The sequence below is a fragment of the Candidatus Poribacteria bacterium genome, from assembly GCA_028820845.1.
Taxonomy (GTDB): domain Bacteria; phylum Poribacteria; class WGA-4E; order WGA-4E; family WGA-3G; genus WGA-3G.
The window spans coordinates 118,436-136,000 of record JAPPII010000026.1; the positions used below are offsets into that span (position 1 = coordinate 118,436).

11 protein-coding genes are annotated in these 17,565 nt (G+C 46.1%); 4 read left to right on the forward strand and 7 right to left on the reverse strand.

The window, feature by feature from the left end:
* Nucleotides 1-738 precede the first annotated feature (738 nt).
* Nucleotides 739-2,085 carry an adenosylmethionine--8-amino-7-oxononanoate transaminase gene (gene bioA / locus OXN25_06990; protein MDE0424594.1) on the forward strand — a complete coding sequence of 449 codons (1,347 nt, stop codon included), beginning with the start codon at nt 739-741 and terminating at the stop codon, nt 2,083-2,085.
* A gap of 53 nt (nt 2,086-2,138) precedes the next feature.
* Here bioA and OXN25_06995 read toward each other — a convergent pair whose 3' ends face one another.
* Together OXN25_06995 and OXN25_07000 are read right to left on the reverse strand one after the other, a co-directional pair.
* The gene (locus OXN25_06995) at nt 2,139-4,277 is read right to left on the reverse strand and encodes a hypothetical protein (GenBank protein MDE0424595.1); all 2,139 of its coding nucleotides are present in this window, start codon (nt 4,275-4,277) and stop codon (nt 2,139-2,141) included.
* Between the two features lie 94 nt (nt 4,278-4,371).
* Nucleotides 4,372-6,252: a hypothetical protein gene (locus OXN25_07000; GenBank protein MDE0424596.1), complete on the reverse strand. Its 1,881-nt coding sequence runs from the start codon at nt 6,250-6,252 to the stop codon at nt 4,372-4,374.
* A gap of 388 nt (nt 6,253-6,640) precedes the next feature.
* Here OXN25_07000 and glpK point away from each other — a divergent pair, with 388 nt between their 5' ends.
* The 3 genes from glpK to OXN25_07015 are packed head-to-tail and all read left to right on the forward strand — an operon-like array spanning nt 6,641 to nt 11,316.
* Nucleotides 6,641-8,182 carry a glycerol kinase GlpK gene (gene glpK, locus OXN25_07005; protein MDE0424597.1) on the forward strand — a complete coding sequence of 514 codons (1,542 nt, stop codon included), beginning with the start codon at nt 6,641-6,643 and terminating at the stop codon, nt 8,180-8,182.
* A gap of 1 nt (nt 8,183) precedes the next feature.
* Complete coding sequence (locus OXN25_07010) at nt 8,184-9,899, forward strand: ATP-binding protein (GenBank protein ID MDE0424598.1); 1,716 nt, start codon at nt 8,184-8,186, stop codon at nt 9,897-9,899.
* Between the two features lie 25 nt (nt 9,900-9,924).
* On the forward strand, nt 9,925-11,316 hold the full coding sequence (locus tag OXN25_07015) for a sigma-54 dependent transcriptional regulator (GenBank protein ID MDE0424599.1): 1,392 nt from the start codon (nt 9,925-9,927) through the stop codon (nt 11,314-11,316).
* 6 nt (nt 11,317-11,322) lie between these two features.
* Here the strand turns inward: OXN25_07015 and OXN25_07020 are convergent, their stop codons facing one another.
* From OXN25_07020 to OXN25_07040, 5 genes are all read right to left on the reverse strand, one after another.
* A complete protein-coding gene (locus OXN25_07020) occupies nt 11,323-11,766 on the reverse strand; it encodes a rhodanese-like domain-containing protein (protein MDE0424600.1) in 444 nt (147 codons plus the stop codon).
* A gap of 139 nt (nt 11,767-11,905) precedes the next feature.
* Nucleotides 11,906-13,864 (reverse strand): TonB-dependent receptor, encoded by a 1,959-nt coding sequence (locus OXN25_07025; protein MDE0424601.1) that lies wholly within the window; start codon nt 13,862-13,864, stop codon nt 11,906-11,908.
* Nucleotides 13,865-14,219: 355 nt separating this feature from the next.
* A complete protein-coding gene (locus tag OXN25_07030) occupies nt 14,220-15,140 on the reverse strand; it encodes a hypothetical protein (GenBank protein ID MDE0424602.1) in 921 nt (306 codons plus the stop codon).
* 730 nt (nt 15,141-15,870) lie between these two features.
* On the reverse strand, nt 15,871-16,869 hold the full coding sequence (locus OXN25_07035) for a hypothetical protein (protein ID MDE0424603.1): 999 nt from the start codon (nt 16,867-16,869) through the stop codon (nt 15,871-15,873).
* Nucleotides 16,870-16,923: 54 nt separating this feature from the next.
* Nucleotides 16,924-17,565 (reverse strand): hypothetical protein (locus OXN25_07040; protein MDE0424604.1); only part of this gene is annotated, 642 nt, incomplete at its 5' end.

The following is a 17,565-nucleotide window of genomic DNA, read 5'->3' on the forward strand; positions in this document are numbered from 1 at the left end:
GGTGTAAGAGGAGAAAGTGCGAGCCTGTTCACCAGTGAAGGTAATTTGATGATCTTCTTGGGAATCGTGATTGCAATCGTGGAAGGTGTTTATCGGTTTAAAGACGAATTCAATTCAACAGTCGAGCAACCCCGCTATGGCGCGGCGTTCTACGGTTGGTTCCTCTCATTGGTGGCTACACCTGTGCTGATGGGTTTGCGCGCTGCTCTCGTTGTTACACCTACACAGGCGCGGACAACGGTACCTGGATCCGTGGATACCGGTGGTGCTGTCTATTCCGATGACGTGCGAGAACGCTACAGACGCTACGGTATGTTGAATCGCATCACAGAAAAAGCGAACCACTATGAAGTTGAAATTGAGTTTCCCAGATGGGTACCTAATTCCGTTAGTAAAGAGACGTACAATCTGCCGGATCGCATGCCTGACTACACTTATGAAATTAATCTCAGTTCACCTTATGTGCCTGGTGAAACCCCTGCCCCTGAAAGTGTTTTAACTGTTCAGACTCAGTTGGATGATCCGAGATTCGCTCCCATATTAGGGCGCGCAAGTTCGTTCCCAAACGGCTTCACGAATATCCTACCGCTCACAGGACAACCGGAGGATTTTCAAGCGATTTATCGGGATAAAGTACTAACGATTGTTGTTGCCAAAAATGGCAGTTGTGACGCGCTCGGACTTGAGCCGACCATCCATTACGCCAAGCTCAAGGGGTAGTGAAACCGATTAGAGACTATGGTTGATAAAGAGACGCTTGCCGCTTGGGATAAGCGTTATCTCTGGCACCCATTTACACAAATGCAGGATTGGTTGACAGAGGAACCGGTCATTATTGCGCGCGGTGAAGGGTGCTATCTCATTGATGTTGATGGAAATCGGTATATTGATGGTGTGGCTTCTATGTGGACGAACGTCCATGGACACAATCATCCTGAGTTGAACATTGCACTCAAAACACAGGTGGATAAGGTTGCTCATAGCACGTTGCTCGGTTATAGCAACATTCCCGCGATTGAACTCGCAAAAAAATTAGTAGAACTCACGCCGGTAGGACTCAATAAGGTATTTTATTCCGATAACGGTTCAACCGCCGTCGAAATTGCCTTAAAGATGGCGTATCAGTACTGGCAGCACAAGGGTGAACCGCAACGGAAACTGTTTGTTCATTTTGATAAAGCATACCACGGCGATACGATAGGGGCTATGAGTATCGGCGGTATTGATAGTTTTCACACGACCTTTGATTCCCTCCTTTTCAAAGGGATCCGTGTATTTGCTCCTGAAACCTATCGTTCCGGCAATACCAATGACTCGGCGATTAAAACGCAATGGCTCAATGCGGTGGAAAATGTCCTCACTGAGCATAGCGGGCAAATTGCGGGTATCATTTTGGAGCCCTTAATTCAGGGCGCGGGTGGTATGCTTCTCTCACCGAGAGGGTTTTTGAAAGAACTCTCTGTATTGGCGAAACGGTCGAAGACACTTCTCATCGTTGATGAAGTGATGACCGGATTTGGGCGGACAGGTAAAATGTGGGCATGTGAACACGAAGCCGTTACACCTGACCTCTTATGCACAGCAAAAGGGCTCGCAGCGGGTTACCTCCCTCTCGCTGCGACGTTAGCCACGGATGAAATCTATAACGCCTTCCTCGGCGAATATAGAGACCTCAAAACCTTTTTCCACGGACATACCTTCACTGGCAATCCCTTAGCATGTGCTGTCGCGTTAGAAAATATCGCTATTTTCGAGCGCGAAGACCTGCTTTCCCGACTCCAACCTACTATTAAGCACTTCAACAATCGGCTCCAAGAATTTTACAGACTTACGCATGTCGGTGATGTACGTGTGTGCGGACTTGCAGCAGGTGTAGCGTTAATGAAAAACCCAGATACCAATACACCTTATCCCTTTGCGGAGAAGGTAGGTATCCGGGTTTGTAAAGAGGCTCTCACTCGTGGCGCAATACTCCGTCCGCTTGTCAATACGATTGTCTTGATGCCGCCGCTGCAGATGTCGATTTCAGCGTTAGATGCGCTGTTGGACATCGTTTATGCGTCAATTGCAGCGGTGACAGCGTGAAAGAAAAAAAATAGGACGGGTTTCAAACCCGCCCTATGATTTACTTAAACCTGTTAGAAACTGCCGCGGCGCACTGCCATGTTTTGTGCCCTATCTGTTACCTGAATGGTGATCGTATGTGCCCCTTCAGAGAGTTCACCGGTTTCCAATAGAAGTTTCTCCTGCTTGGAGTCAAAGATACCATCCTCTGGGAAGATTGCTTTCCAGTGTTCATCGTTGTCAATCTTATAAACCGCTTTTTCAATCGGGGTGCTCATATCCGTGACATCACAAGCAACTTGGTAAGTGCCGTTGCCGTTCGCGGTGACCTGAATTTCCCCGATAGAAGGTTGGGTGTTATCTATGTCAAACGGCGTGCTAACCTTTTTAACAGATTTTGCCCAGCCAACTGGGTTGCTAAGTTTGTCAGTTGCGACAACTTTCACTGTATAGCGTCCATCTCCGACAGTGGTGATATCCCATTCATGTTCTGCCTTGGACAGTTCTTTTTTCAGAAGCCGCCAGTTGCTTTCAGTAACTGCTTTGTAGTAGACAGTATACTGCAAAGTGTCATCGTTTGCGTCTTCCACTTTCCAACTAATTTTCCAGTTTTTAGACGGGGTACTGTTTCCACCGCTGGATCCACCACTACTGCCGCCTCGCGCGCTCGGTGGTGCTAATCCGCCGGAAGGGCGGCGTCCTTGTTCCCTGTTACCACTGCCACTGCCATCATCTATCTCAATGCTGGTAAACCTCGGTTCGACGTTAGTCTGCACAGAGGCAAGCGTTACCTTCTTCAAGATGGGAGTTTGCGCGGTATCACTGGTGGTAATCTTGGCGCGCCATTGGATGTACTGTGCGTCGGTGTTCGGAATTTGAGAACCTTCTGCGGTTGTGAGTTCATCTGACCACTCGTTCCATGTATCATCCGGCTTTTTGGTATTACCGGTACGGGTTGAGAAGGAGATAGCCGTTCCCTCTGATATTTCGGCTTCCCATGAGAGTTTACCCCAGCGCGACAGGCTTTGGGCATCGTGAACTGTTGACTCAAGCGTTCCTTCTTCGCCATAGGTCGTTGTGAGCGTAAAAAGTCGCCCCGGGTTTCCCGTGGCAAGCAGTGTTCGTGTATTTCCTTCTACCTCTTTTTGGTGTATCGCGATGACTTGGTTCGCTGAACATTTTCCAACTTCAACGTGATCTCCAGTCATCGGGTTGATGCGGTAGAGTTTCCCATCATCTCCGGTCCCTACGAGGATTTGGGTGTCGCTTTCAAGGACAATCGCCAAGATGAGCGGTTCCGGCGAATTCCAAATTGGCGAGATAGTGCCGTCTGGACGAATTTTGTAGATGTTGGATTTATTTTCTTGAGGTGCGCCACCACCAGGGGGTGGTGGACCGCTCGGTGTGGGTGGCCCATTTGCGCTTCGGCGACCTCTTGAAGGTTCGGCAGGTGCCGAGGTAACGACTGCGGCATAGAGATTCCCTTGGCTATCCATTTTGAGGGCGCGAACCTCTTTTTCGTCCGCTTGATAGATAACTTTTGCTGTGCCGTCGTTCATGACATGATAGATGATGCCATTTTCGCTACTTCCAGCGTAAAACCCGTTTTCTGCTGCCAGTAACGTCATAATGTTTTTCTCTTCGGCATCAAAGAGGACGCTGGATTCACCTTCTGGTGTGATTTTATAGATTTTACCATCCGTGCCTGTTGCAGCATAGAGATTGCCCGCATCGTCAAATTGCAACGACCATACGTATTTATCACCTTCATTGAGAATCGTCTGTGGCGGCGTTGTAGCGTCAGTGATTTTGTAAATCAACCCATCCGGTCCTGTACCCGCATAGAGAACATCGTCGGGTCCAATGGCAAGGCTGTAAATTGTAACTTCGGGTGAGTTATAGTAAAGTTCAGCAGTATCTCCATCGGCGTTAATTTTATAGATTTTTCCTTCGTTACCAGTGCCAACATAGAGGTTTCCTGCTAAATCCTCAACAAGTGCCCACACCTGAGTCTCTTTCAGTTTTGTAAAGGCTTCAATTTTAGGAGACAACATAACGTCGCCAGTACTTGTGAGTGAAAGATCTTTAGGTTTGCCTGCCTCAAAATCGGCGTGATTTTGCTGTTCCCACAACGAAGTCTTGACGGCGAGTGCGACATTTGTGAGCATAAAAACGGTTAAAATAAGACTCCAAAAGGAGATGACACGGCGCATTGAAAATACCCTCCTGTAGGGTTATTTAGGCGAAACTTGAAAAGTGATGTTGCAAGCCGCCAAATTTAAGTTCTCGTATATAATGTATTTAGCTTTATTCAGCGTTTCTGTCAACAACCAATCGAATGATGCCGCTGCCAGAGATAACGTAATCTGTGGCGACCCTGTCAATCTGTAGGGTTGTCGCCGAAGTGTATCCGCTATCGCCAGCCTGCTTTGCGGTGTTCATCACAGACATAACTGAAGGCGGTAGGTTCTCGAATTCTTCCCCTTGAACCGTGAGTCCCGGTTCTGGCACAAAGAGCTCCATGATAATATCGGAGTTCCGTTCACCGCGTTGCAGCAGATTGATGAGTTGGTTGATATTTTTGTGGCGGAAATTAAGCGGGGCGCGAGAACGCTGCCAAGACTCGTGAAAGTTCGCATTGCCGGCGAGGAGCGTGACAAGCCCTTCTGGTGCGTCCTTAGGAATTGTGATCGTCCCGGTCTGTGTTAGCGGTGCTTCGAGATAGGGTTGCAAAGTTATTTCTACCGCAACGGTGTCTCCAGGGCGGTAGCGAAGTTTATCCATTCGGAGGCTCTGAATCCGCGCCGTGCGTCGTTTATCTCCTATCTTCAGATCAAGGGTGACGTTCTCAACTTGGACTTTCGTATAAGGGTTACTGCCGAGTTGTAACATTGGCAACATGAGTGTCAGCATGACCCCAGCCCCTGGTGAACTACTCGAAGAATAGGTGTTCTTATAAACCAATTCACGCGCCTTCAGTTCAGGACTTTCTTTCAAGGTAATAGTTGCGTCCAGATTAAGTGTGTGATCATTGCGATAAAATTCAAGTGCGTCTACTATATAGGATGCGGCGACTCCTGTATAAATTGGGGAGAAACTGCGATGTCGAATCACCTCATAAGACTTCTCATGCAGTTTTCCATCGGTCGTTTGTAGGTTGACATTTACAGGAATGTAGCTTGGATGTTTACCGATAATCCCGGCGATGGCTGGTTCTCGATCTTGCACTAAGGTGCCGATAGGTTGCGTTGGAGATGCCACCTTGAAAGAGCGTGAACTGCTTGGAAAAATGAAGTGCACGTATCCACCCGACAGGGGCAGATTGACGTTGCCTTCCCCGAAGTTTGGGTGCCCATAAGCGAGTAACTCGTTTCCATCTACATAGGTGATCGTCCCATAACCAAAGAACGAAACATCTCCACGGACTATCTCCGTTCCGACGATCTGTCCTGCCTCAACGGGTGATTCCTTAATCGGACTTCCCGTTCCTGCTGCTTGCACAGGTGTAAAGTTAAACGCGTCAAAGAGCGGTTGGACAAACCGCAGTGCTTCCGAGTTGAGCGGTGGAAGCGTGATGGGTATTGATAACTGTCTCGGTCTCGCTTGGGAATGGGAATCGGTAATATTGCTACGTAATCTTTCATCAAAAATCGATGGAGGTTGTGCAATTTTACTATCAGCAAAAAGAGAAGGTCCCATATCCAGACCGTAGTCTTGTGAGGCAGCTGTTGAACTGAGGTTGAAAAGTTGGGTGCCTTCGTAGTTTAGGTTGGGTTTCATACCGCGCTCTGCAACTTTGACCATTGATTCAAAGGCAGTAACGCCAAAAATATTAGAGTGTTCTCTCTGGTTGAAGTACCCAAGTGCAAGGGCACCCATGAGGCGTCCGTCAATATACATCGGGCTACCGCTCATGCCGCCTGCGACACCGGTGTACTTGAAGTTATCACTCAACCCTTCAACCCAAACAACGTGCCAACCCGGATAAAAGTTGTATTCGATACTGACAACTTTACATTCAAATTCTTCCACCGTTGTTCCGAAAAATACCGTGTAACCTGTCACTTTCATGCCCGGTTTCACCTCGGACAACGGCATAAACTTTTCAGCATCCCACTGAATCTGCGAATAACTGTGAGGCACAGCCAAGCAAAACACTATGAGCGCACAAAGCAAAGCCTTTTTCACAACATTTACTCCTCTCTGAACTATTGAAAATCTGTTTGTGTTCACGACAATAATCTCTCTTGTAAGTTGGTTGGATAGTAAATCTATCTAATTCGCCTTTTCGCTGTTTCAATCTCCCAATTGAGGTTTCTGGTTGGTGGGAGGATGTGTAGTTTTTTTACTGATACTCTGGGCAAAAAGGGTGGTTCTATGTAGTGTAAAGTATTGGGCATCCTACGAATCCATTAAAAACATAGTATTATCTATTATACCCAATGATGGATTCGATGTCAACTGGAATTGACGAAAATCTATGGATGTTACCCTTGTTACCTTGCTTTTGACTTGCCCTTTTTCTCATGCCGTGTTATTATTGTTAAAAAAACAGTTTAGGAGCTGGACGCATAGCATGTCAAACACCGCTTGCATTCTCGCAATCGACCAGGGGACAACGGGTACGACTGCCCTCCTTGTTGATGTAGAGGGCAACATTATCGCACGAGGCTATCAAGAATTCACGCAATACTACCCCAAACCGGGTTGGGTAGAACACGATCCAGAGGAAATTTGGGACGCGACACTACAAGCAATAGACGCACTTTTTGATGACCGTCCATTGAACATTGTTGCTATTGGGATTGCAAACCAGCGCGAAACCACACTCGTTTGGGACAAACAAACAGGAAAACCGATCCATCCAGCGATTGTATGGCAGTGTCGGCGCACTGCTGATATGTGTGCTTCTCTTGAGAAGCGAGGGGTTGCTGAAGAGATAAAAGCGAAAACCGGTCTTGTACTTGATGCCTACTTTTCTGGCACAAAAATAGCATGGATTCTGGATCACGTCAGCGGTGCTCGAGAACGTGCGGAACAGGGTGAACTCGCATTCGGGACGGTGGACACTTGGCTTCTGTGGCAGCTAACAGATAAAGCAGTCCATAAAACTGATTATACAAACGCATCGCGCACGCTGCTTTTTAATATCAACACACTTTCATGGGACGAAACGCTTTTGGAAATGTTCAACGTTCCAAGGTCCGTGTTGCCCGAAGTCTGTCCGTCTGCCAGTAATTTCGGCACAGCGAGTTTCTATCGCAATTTTTGGCTTGAAACCTTCGGTAAAAATGTATCCTTAGACGGCATTCCCATTGCCGGCATCGCTGGCGACCAGCAGGCAGCACTTTTCGGTCAATTGTGCACAAACCCCGGCATGGCGAAAAACACTTATGGCACTGGGTGTTTTCTCATGCTGAATACGGGGGATGAAAAAGTTGAAACGGAGACAGGACTGTTGACGACGCTCGCTTGTAGTTTGGATGAGAATCCGGTTTATGCCTTGGAAGGGAGTGTCTTTGTTGCGGGTGCTGCTGTCCAATGGCTCCGAGACGGTATTGAGGTTATCAATAGCGCGCAGGAAACCGAGGAAATCGCAAGGCGTATACCCGATTCAGGCGGTGTTTTCGTCGTGCCTGCCTTTACAGGGCTTGGCGCGCCGTATTGGGACCCGGAAGCGCGGGGTGCTATTCTCGGCTTAACGCGAGGCAGTACGCGTGAGCAGATTGTCCGTGCCACTTTAGAGTCGATTGCTTATCAATCGGCGGATGTCGTTACCGCGATGCTCGATGAGACAGACGTGGCGATTAACCGATTACGCGTAGATGGCGGTGCGACCGCGAACAACTTTCTCATGCAGTTCCAAGCCGATATTCTCGGAATAGACGTAGAACGACCGGCGCAAATAGAATCCACAGGACTGGGGGCTGCCTACCTCGCTGGGATTACAACGGGTGTATGGAACAATATTGAAGAACTGGAGACCTACCAATCTAAGCAAGCAAACCTTGAAAGCAATGCCCTTAAAGTTAGCGTCTTTTCACCACAGATTAACGCTGACCAACGCAATCTGAAACTCGCGCAGTGGAAAAAAGCGGTGCAACGAGTGATGGGTTAAAATGAGACTCCAATGGAAATATTCACTTGTTATCAATCTCTGTGTAATAGCAATCCTCGTGGCGTTTTATTTTTTCGATAGTGCCCGGGTCCGCAATGAGATGTACGCGCTTCACGCCTTAGGGGCAGAACGCGGGGCGGAACTGAAGAAAATCGTTGAAAATACAATTCTTGATGCTGTTATCAGAGAAATTGAGACAACAAAGCGGTTTGATGCACAGCAATTGGATCGAATACTCAATAGACTGAAGCGGGAACATCCAGATATGCGAGATGTGCTAAATGTCCACATATCCTTAAATGATACCCGTGTTCGTTCGAGTCTGATTACCCGTGAAGATGCCGTTGACATAAATCTGGATACAGCGGATCTTGCGCAAATTGAGTCGAAAGGGGCAACGATACGGACTGTTGAAGGACAAAACGCAACGGCTATGGTCATTAAATACACTGTTGTTTTGACCCCGCCAAAGCCGATTGAGTTGGAACCGAGTAGTGTCCCTTACGAGTCAATGCTTGATGCAGGAACATTGCCCTATGATGTTTGGTATGATGTTTGGTGGAGAGTCTTTGGTGAAGACATCTATGTACCAGACGAACCTGTCGTCCCTGAGGAGAAAGGCAGACGCTGGCGAGTTACAGATCAGGAGAAAGGCGAGCTTTATAATTTATGGAGGGATGATGAGAACTTATGGATTCAGAGATCATTAACCGGCTACATACAAGTGCTTTTTGATGTTCCTTATATTGGTAGGTCGATTCGATATTCATTACTGATGCACGCCATAATGATTGTTATTGTCGGTGCCCTGCTCGTAATTCTGATTGATTTGACAACGAATCATCTCATTATGAGACCGCTGGAACGCATGACGCGGATTATTCAGAGCGCGGAGCGCGGGGATTTATCAACGCAAGAGGATTATTCGTCAGATGAAATTGGGCGAGCAACATATAACCTCGCAAGGATGCTCTGGCAGCTACGGGATTCCCATTCGAGGCGGATTGCTGCCTTGGGACAATTCGCCGCTGGTGTGGCTCACGAAATTCGGAATCCACTCAACTCAATTGGTATGACGGCGCAACATCTGAAGTCTGTTTTTTCGCAATCCGAAGTTAAATCTGAAGATATTGAAGAAGCAAAAGAACTTTTGGATATTGTAGATGAAAAAATAACCGAACTCAAGCATACTTCAGAGCAGTTTCTTACCCTGAACCGTCCCAGAAAATTAAATGTGGAACCGGTAAATCTCAATACACTCATGGATCGTGTGTTATCTGAGTTCACACTCATTGCTGAAGAAGCAAAAGTTCAGGTAATCAGAAGCTATGATGAAACCTTGCCTGATATTTCATTAGATCCGGGTCTAATGCGACAGACGCTCTTTAATCTTGTGCAAAATAGCATCCAAGCAATGCCGAAGGGCGGCAGTATTTATGTGACCACCGTGTTGGAGACGGTAGATAAAACGTCCCAGCAGGTCGTCCTCGAAATTCGAGATACAGGCATCGGCATTCCTGAAGAGGTTCAGGAACAGATTTACGACGCATATTTTACAACAAAAGACGCTACCGGTGGCATCGGTCTCGGGCTCGCAATCTCTCACCAGATTATTAACGCCCATAAAGGCAAGATTGAAGTCCGAAGCAAGATGGGGATGGGAACGGCTTTTAAAATTAGTTTTGCGCTTGATCGGGATCACTTTCCCAAAAATTAGGAGTGCATAGGAGGAGGGCTGGACGATGGCATCTATACTACTTGTAGACGATGACCGGGCACAACTGACAATTCTACAGCGTATCTTAAAACGCGAGGGTTACACCGTTGATGTCGTTGGCGATAGTAAAGCCGCGCTTGAAAGTTTGGACAAGCAGATGTTTGATCTCGTTATCAGCGATATGTGGATGTCCTCACGGTTTGAGGGACGTGATCTGCTTCGGGAAATAAAACGGACAGACCCAGACCTACCCGTCCTTATCATGACAGCCTACGCCGAACTTAACGATGCCGTCAATCTCGTTGCACATGAGGGAGCGTTCTACTATCTTGAGAAACCTATTCAGGTAGATGTGCTTAAACGGGAAGTGAAACACGCCTTGCAGACCCGTGGTGCGCTTGGGGACACTGAGGACGGAAGCGATACTTCAGTCCCTGAAATTCAGATTGATGAAATTATCGGTGAAAGTGAACGGATGCGGGAACTTTTCAAAAATATGGCACGGATCCTTCACCGTGGCGTGACACAAGTGCTTATTACTGGCGAAACCGGTTCCGGGAAAAGTCTGATTGCCCGGGCACTCCATAAATACGGAAACCGAAAAGACAAGCCGTTCATAGCGATTAACTGTGGTGCTATCCCGGAGACGCTCATTGAGAGTGAACTCTTTGGACATGAAAAGGGGGCGTTTACGGACGCAGCACAACAGAAGAAGGGGCTTTTTGAGGTGGCAAACGACGGGATACTTTTTCTTGATGAAATTGGCGATTTGCCTGTTCAGACGCAGAGCAAACTCTTACAAGTACTCGAGGAACGAGAAATACGTCGCATCGGAGGGACCCAGAATATCAAAGTGGATGTCTGTGTAATTGCTGCAACGAATAAAGATCTCATTCAGGCTGTCCGAGACGCTGCTTTTCGGGACGACCTCTATTTCCGGCTCAATGTTATTCCGCTCCATGTGCCGCCCCTTCGAGAACACCCTGAGGACATTCCGTTACTCGTGAATTTTCTAATCCAAAAGTTTAGCAGCGAGTACGCCGAGGCACTCCCAAAACAGGTCACGCCGCAAGCGATGTCTGCCCTCAGGCGGTATCAATGGCCCGGCAATATTCGGCAGTTAGAAAATTATCTCCGTCGCATCTTTGTACTCTCAGAAAATGAGGTCATTGACATGGACGAGCTGCCACCTGAGATTTTGGACACCTCACTACCAACTACTGATCTTGAGTTTGATATTCCTGAGGAAGGGGTCTCTCTTGATGATATTATCAAGGAATATATCTGTAGTGCATTAGCAAAAAGTAACGGCACCCAGATTCAAGCCGCGAAATTGCTTGGTATTTCGCGTCGAAAACTTCAGCATCGGATGCAGAAATATGGACTTCAAAGCCAGGACTTCAAAGCCGCTTCGTAATGGCTATTAATACCGTAGGATTTGTGTGTCAATCTCCTCTGCCCATCGATCAATGCCGCCAAGTAGACACTTGACCGATTTAAAACCGAGTTGTTGTAAAAGAAACGCTGCATCAAGACTCCGCATGCCCCAATGGCAATAAACCACCACTTCACTTCCGGGTTTGATGTCCTGAAATCGTTTTAACAACTCACCCAAGGGAATCGAGATGGCACCTTCAAGGTGAACCATCTGATATTCCCACTCTTCCCGCACATCCAACAAAACAAACGGTTTACCGGCGTTCATCATTCCTTTGAGTTGATATGGCGTAATGGTATACGTATCCGTGTCTGTCGGAAAAATTGCCTCTACCACGCTTGGCGCAGCCTTCGGTAATTTCTGATCCCGCGCCTTTGCAATAAAATACCACCGTATTTCTCTCAGTGCTTTCTTGATATGTTTGAACATTTTAACTATTGACTCTGAGCTGCTGCGTCCGTTGTCCTTGCAGTATTCCAATAGTTAAGAAACTATTGGTAACCTAAAGCAGGCTTTTTAACGATTTTAGGTCGATGTTGACAACAGAGACATCGCCCAGACATAATCGTTAAAAATTTATCGTGACACCTAACGTCGGAACGATTGGAAAAAGGGGTTCTTCGTCAATTTCACAACCGATAACGGCATCTGTTCCTTCATCTCGCACTTCACTGAAGGCGTACTGATCTACATTTGTGTTGTTGTATAAATTTAAAATCTGGAAATACCAAGACAACTCCCACCGTCGATAAGGACTCCGTTTTGTAATGCGAAAATCGAGGCTATGGTATGCAGGCATCCGCGCTGCGTGTGTATCTCCAAACTGTCGATCGCAAGCGATAATGCCATCGGATAAACCAACCGCCGTGTGAATCAGAGGCGTTCTCGGTTCACCTGTATGGAAACGCCAACTCAGGTAGAGATGCCAAGTCGGTGCAAACTGATAATTACTGCTGATGGCGAAAGAGTGTCGTCGATCATATTGACGGAAAATTGTTGTTCCACCTGCAATTTCTTCTGCAATTCCGAACGCATAACCGAGTGTCCATGCCAAACGACTGGAAACCGTATGCGTCATAAATACGTCAACACCTCTTGCTGTTCCAGATTCAGGTGGAACGAAAATCTGATTCTGTCGTCCAAACTCGCGGAGCCGACCAACAAGGTTATCGAATGTGTTATAATACCCTTCAATGTTCACTAAGAAATTATCACGGGTATACTCAGTTCCGAGAATATAATGCACGGCTCGCTCGGCGCGTCCGGCTGTCTCAATTCCATCCTCCACCGGAATTCCCATCAGATGGACGGGTTGGTGGTAAATCCCCCATGCCCCTCGCAATGTGAGATTTTCCGCAGGTTTCACCGCCAGAGCGACCCGTGGTCCAATCTCATAACGCTGGATACCTTCTTCCCGATACTGCTGATAGAGATAACGGCCACCGATATTCAGCGCAAGTTTCGGATGCAGCTGCCATTCATCTTGCAGAAAGATATTGAATTCGTTACCTTGATCGTCAACATCAGCAAGAATCGGCTTGTAGACGTTTATACCTGCTTGCCGTTCTTGAACGTTGTATTGGTATTGTCCTGCTAACCATCGCCACGTTACACCACTACGTAACGTATGTTTTTCAAAAAGGTTTGCTGTAAGTTCCGCTTTTGTCCCGAGAAATTGAAAATCGCGATCGTCAAAATCCGCTTTCCCTGTCGTTCTATCCTGACGTGAGGTGCCGCCGAAAACAAAAACGTCTGTCCAATGGGAAGTGCCGAACGTCCGCCGCCATTTCACCCAAGCCGTCGAATTGTCGTATCGAGAATCTAAGTTGTTATCTTCATCATCTACGCGAATCCTATTTTTATCCCAACCGTAAAGTCCATTGATAGTAAGCGTATCCGAGGGTGTCATCTGATAGGTGAGTTTACTATAGACATCGGCATACTGAGGCTTATAATTTTCGTCGATGTCCATCAGTATGAGAATCAGATCGATATACCCGCGTCGTGCTGACAGGAGCCAACCCCCCTTATCGGTGAGGGGTCCTTCCAGAGTGGCTGTCGCGTTAATCAAGTCTACCCCAAAATTGGCGGAAAATTTCTCGGTGTTTGGTGTTCTTGTTGTGATGTCAAAGACACCTGACATTTTCTCGCCGTATTCTGCCGGAAAACCGCCAATGAGTAGTTCGGTGTTCTGAATGAGGTCGATACCGATGAGTGAGACGGCACCCCCGAAGTCCTGAAGATGATATGGATTGTAGAGTTCCATTCCGTCTAATCTGACCGAAATATCATCTTTTTCGCTGCCGCGGACGCTGAATCGTGCACTATAATCGCTTGAGACCACACCCGGAAAGACGTGTCCCGCCCGCATTACATCGTTGTCGATGAGTGGAAAACGTTCAATCTCTTGTTTGGATAAAGCGATTCTTGCTGAAGTGCCATCATAGATTGTAAAGCGACCGGGTGTTACAACGATCTTTTCCATGCGTACAGGTTCAGTATCCTCTTCAGCGAAAGCTGTGAGCACGCTTACGCATCCAAAAAATAGGACGCAAGAAATCACATACAGTGTACGCTGAAAATGAGTGTTGAGCATCCTGTCGCCCCTCAGCCTCTATGTAAATTCACTATAGTGTATCTGGTTTCATAGAGGAATTATAACATATTCTGGGGGGACAGTCAACTCTGGATGGGCATCTTTTGGGTTCGTTTAGTTTTCCAAAAATTTCCCTCTGGATGCCCAAACTTGAATGTAATACAAGGAATGGATTTAGTCTATTCCCAGACTAAATCCGGGAAAAGTGTGCTATCCCGAATAAATTCGGGCTTCCGGAAACAAGAAGACTTCATATACGGTCATCGATTCGCGATTGGCTGGCAGTCTAATTGTCCTCTGTTTCTGTGTTATATTCGGTTTCACCTGTGATTGCCTTTTGTTCTGGCGGTGGCTGGTGTGCGATGGCGATCTTCCCTAAGGCTTCAACGAGTGCGTTGGCATCCGCAATATGTGTGGGCTGCTGAAGTCCTTCCAATGCGACCGTCAATCTCTCCAGAATTCCAGCGAGCTGCGGTGTAGCCAGAGTTGCTTGGATGGGTTGCTCACTGGGAGATAATTTCTCCAAACTCTCTAATGTCTTGGTTAGGGATTGGATCAACGCTTGAAAAGCAGAGGCGGAGTATTCGTTGTTATCCAATGCGGCGTTAACACGCTGGGCATGCTTGGCTAAGAGCGAGGCGCGTTCTACTGGCGATGAGAGGGGAATGTTGTTGATTTCGTGTGTATATTCCTCACGTGCTTCCTGCCAGATGGTGCCGTATTTTTGCTGGGGCCATCGGGTTGTTCCGGGCTTGAGATAGGCGAAGCGTGGAATCAAGAGATCTCGAAGCTGCTGGATGCCGAGTGCGTCTGGTTGTGCCAACCTGTTCATGATGCTGTCTTCATGCATTAGTGCCGTAATTGCCTCGGTGGTAGAGAAGCCGCGTGCGTGGTAGCGGACGATCGCTTCTCGGTGTGTATCTGAGATGAACTTTGAAATGACTTCTGTCAATTCGGTGTGGATGGTTCGTCTAATTGAATCCAAGTCACTTGTGCCGATGTCGTCGAAATCCGTGTCCATAGATTCGCCTAATGTTTCTACGGCGTAGCGTTGAACGTTTTCGATAACTGCTTCAACGAGTGCGTCGCCCTCCAAAGTGGCGAACAGATGCTTAAGATGTGTGCGGAGGTCTCCGGCATCTTTCGCTGCGAAATCATCACAAAGTGCTGCCTGAATTGAAGTTCTTCTATTCTCTGGGGCTTGCATTGTTTCCTCCGTCTCTATGGCATTTCATAGTGATTCATAGTGATTCATAGTGATTCATAGTAACGTTCTGAAAATTGGGCGTTTAAAACCTTCATAAAGTCAGGTGTGACGTGGGTTTGTCGGGCGACTATGAAACGGTCATTTTTTTCCTGTTACTATGAATCCGAATTTTTCGTCTCTCCGAATTATCGTTGTAACGCCACGGGTGGCGTGGGTTTAAGCGACTTTCTGATTACTGCGCTTTTAAGGGGGTTACTATGAAAGTTGTGTCCCTCTGTTTAAGGTGATTGGATCTCGACTTTTCTGCGAGTTTTTCGCTGAATTGGGTATGGCGGACATCATAAAGGTGTTGGGAAGACTTTCCTAAAAAACTTAACACAATCAATATAGGTTTTAGTTAAGTATACCACAGAAAAGGGTTGTGTGCAAATTTTTTTATCGGTGGGGCTGTTTCCGATTTGTTATATTATATTTAACGTTATGATTGGGATGCGGAGATTGTCAGAATCACGGATTTTCACGGATTCAGCGGATTGTCGCGGATTTTTTGGGTTTTTGTGTATCGCATGCCTTTAGGGGTATGTTGGGTTTTACTGGATGTGTCTTTGATAGCGGGTGTGTTGATAGGATGTCGGTTTCCTATACGGTGCTATCGTTTGCGTATTAGCCGTTCAACCCAACCTCTTGAACAAAGAACTAAGGGATCCACCAGTCATATAACAAATACTGCTTAATTGAGACTGTTTTTCAGTTCTTTGACGGTAATAATAGGTGTTGCCCGAATATCGTTAAATGGTATTGAATTGACGATGTATGGAGTAGATTTTTCATTCGCTATGAACATATCGCAGAAATTTAAGTAGTGTAGGTATCTAAAATCACGTACGTATGATTTATCTATGTGTTGCGTTTCGTGCTGTCTGGCATAAATTATATAGAGCATTAAATAATAAATATAGATTAAATATGCTAAGTCAGGATAATTTTCCGGAGTAAGCATTTTTCGGTCTCGGATTCGATTGAGCAGCACCGTTATATCCCTATCAGTAAAATGAAAAAAAGTTTTTAATCGGTCAAGAGGTAGATTTACTGGTGTGTTTTCTACGGTTTGTTGTGCCAATTTTGCAACATGGTTTGGTTTTTGTGTTCCAAAAATTAGTTTATTGCTTCTAATAGTATTCCTGACCTCTTTTTCAGATGGATTTGTGCCAAATGTTCGCTGGAATCGCCTTTGATATCTTGAAATTAATTGTTTAGTAGTAAGCGATCCTCTTTCTAACTCACAGGCTTCAGTTAGTGTTTTTACGCGGTTTTTAAAAGCATTTAATCTGGGCTTGTAATGTGCTATGAGTTTTTCCGGTGTGACACGTTCCATCGTTATAGGAGCCCTTTTTATGCAACCTCTGGCGATTTCTTCAGAAGAAAGAATAGTAGGGTACTCAACATCATAAGGTATCTCGATCACAGGCGAAACATGAGTGTTACCAGTAAGGACTATGGGATTTTCTATTAATTCCAATTTTCTGAGAAGCCATTCCTTTTCTTTCCAGGATGCCTTGTTCGGTGCCAGGCACTCTATTACGAAAACTTGAGGACAAAGGATATTATATTTTTCGTTAACTTTGCAAAGTACTTTATCGCCCAGAGATTGGAAAGCATCTCTGTCAAACAAGATAAGCTCTCTGTTATGCGGGTAATTGTCCTCCCTTTTGTATTTAACGCGTATCATATTTTGCTTCCACAGTTGCCACGTTTAAGATTTTAACCGGCGGGCCTTCGCATATTACACACCGTATGAGTAGCCCAAAGACTTCAATTCGTACCATATTACCTTGATTTCAAGTGGACTAAGTTTAGATTGGATTCTTTCTATATGGTTAGTTATAGTTCTTGTCGGTTGCTGTGAATCTACACACGAAAACAAGACTTTGTCTGGTTTTACTCGCTTAGCAATTTTAGCCATATCGTCAAAGTCCTTTTTACTGAAAAGACCCATTGACTGCTTAACTTCGCCGATGATAAATTTACCATCCTGAATGCAGGCAATATCTACCTCCGCAACCGTTTGAAGTTCTTCAGATGATTTATCCTGCGGTATAGTAAGTAGGTTTAGATTCGGCGAAAATAGAAAACAAGTTCTACTTTCATCAAGCAATTGCCCTAAAACCAAAATAACAGGTGTAGTCCCATGTGAAGCATAAGCAGAATGAACAAGACTATTCAATTTATATTGCCATTTAAGCTCAGGATCAAGAGAAAACAAAAATCTGCATCCTTGACAAGTTAATTGCTGTCCGATATCATCTACATGATACCAGTTTGTTGTACCACAACTAGGACATTGTGGTCTTACGCCGATCTGGATAATATTGAAGTGCATACGCTTATTTAGACCACAATTTCGCAAAGTTAAGAGAAGGTTCTT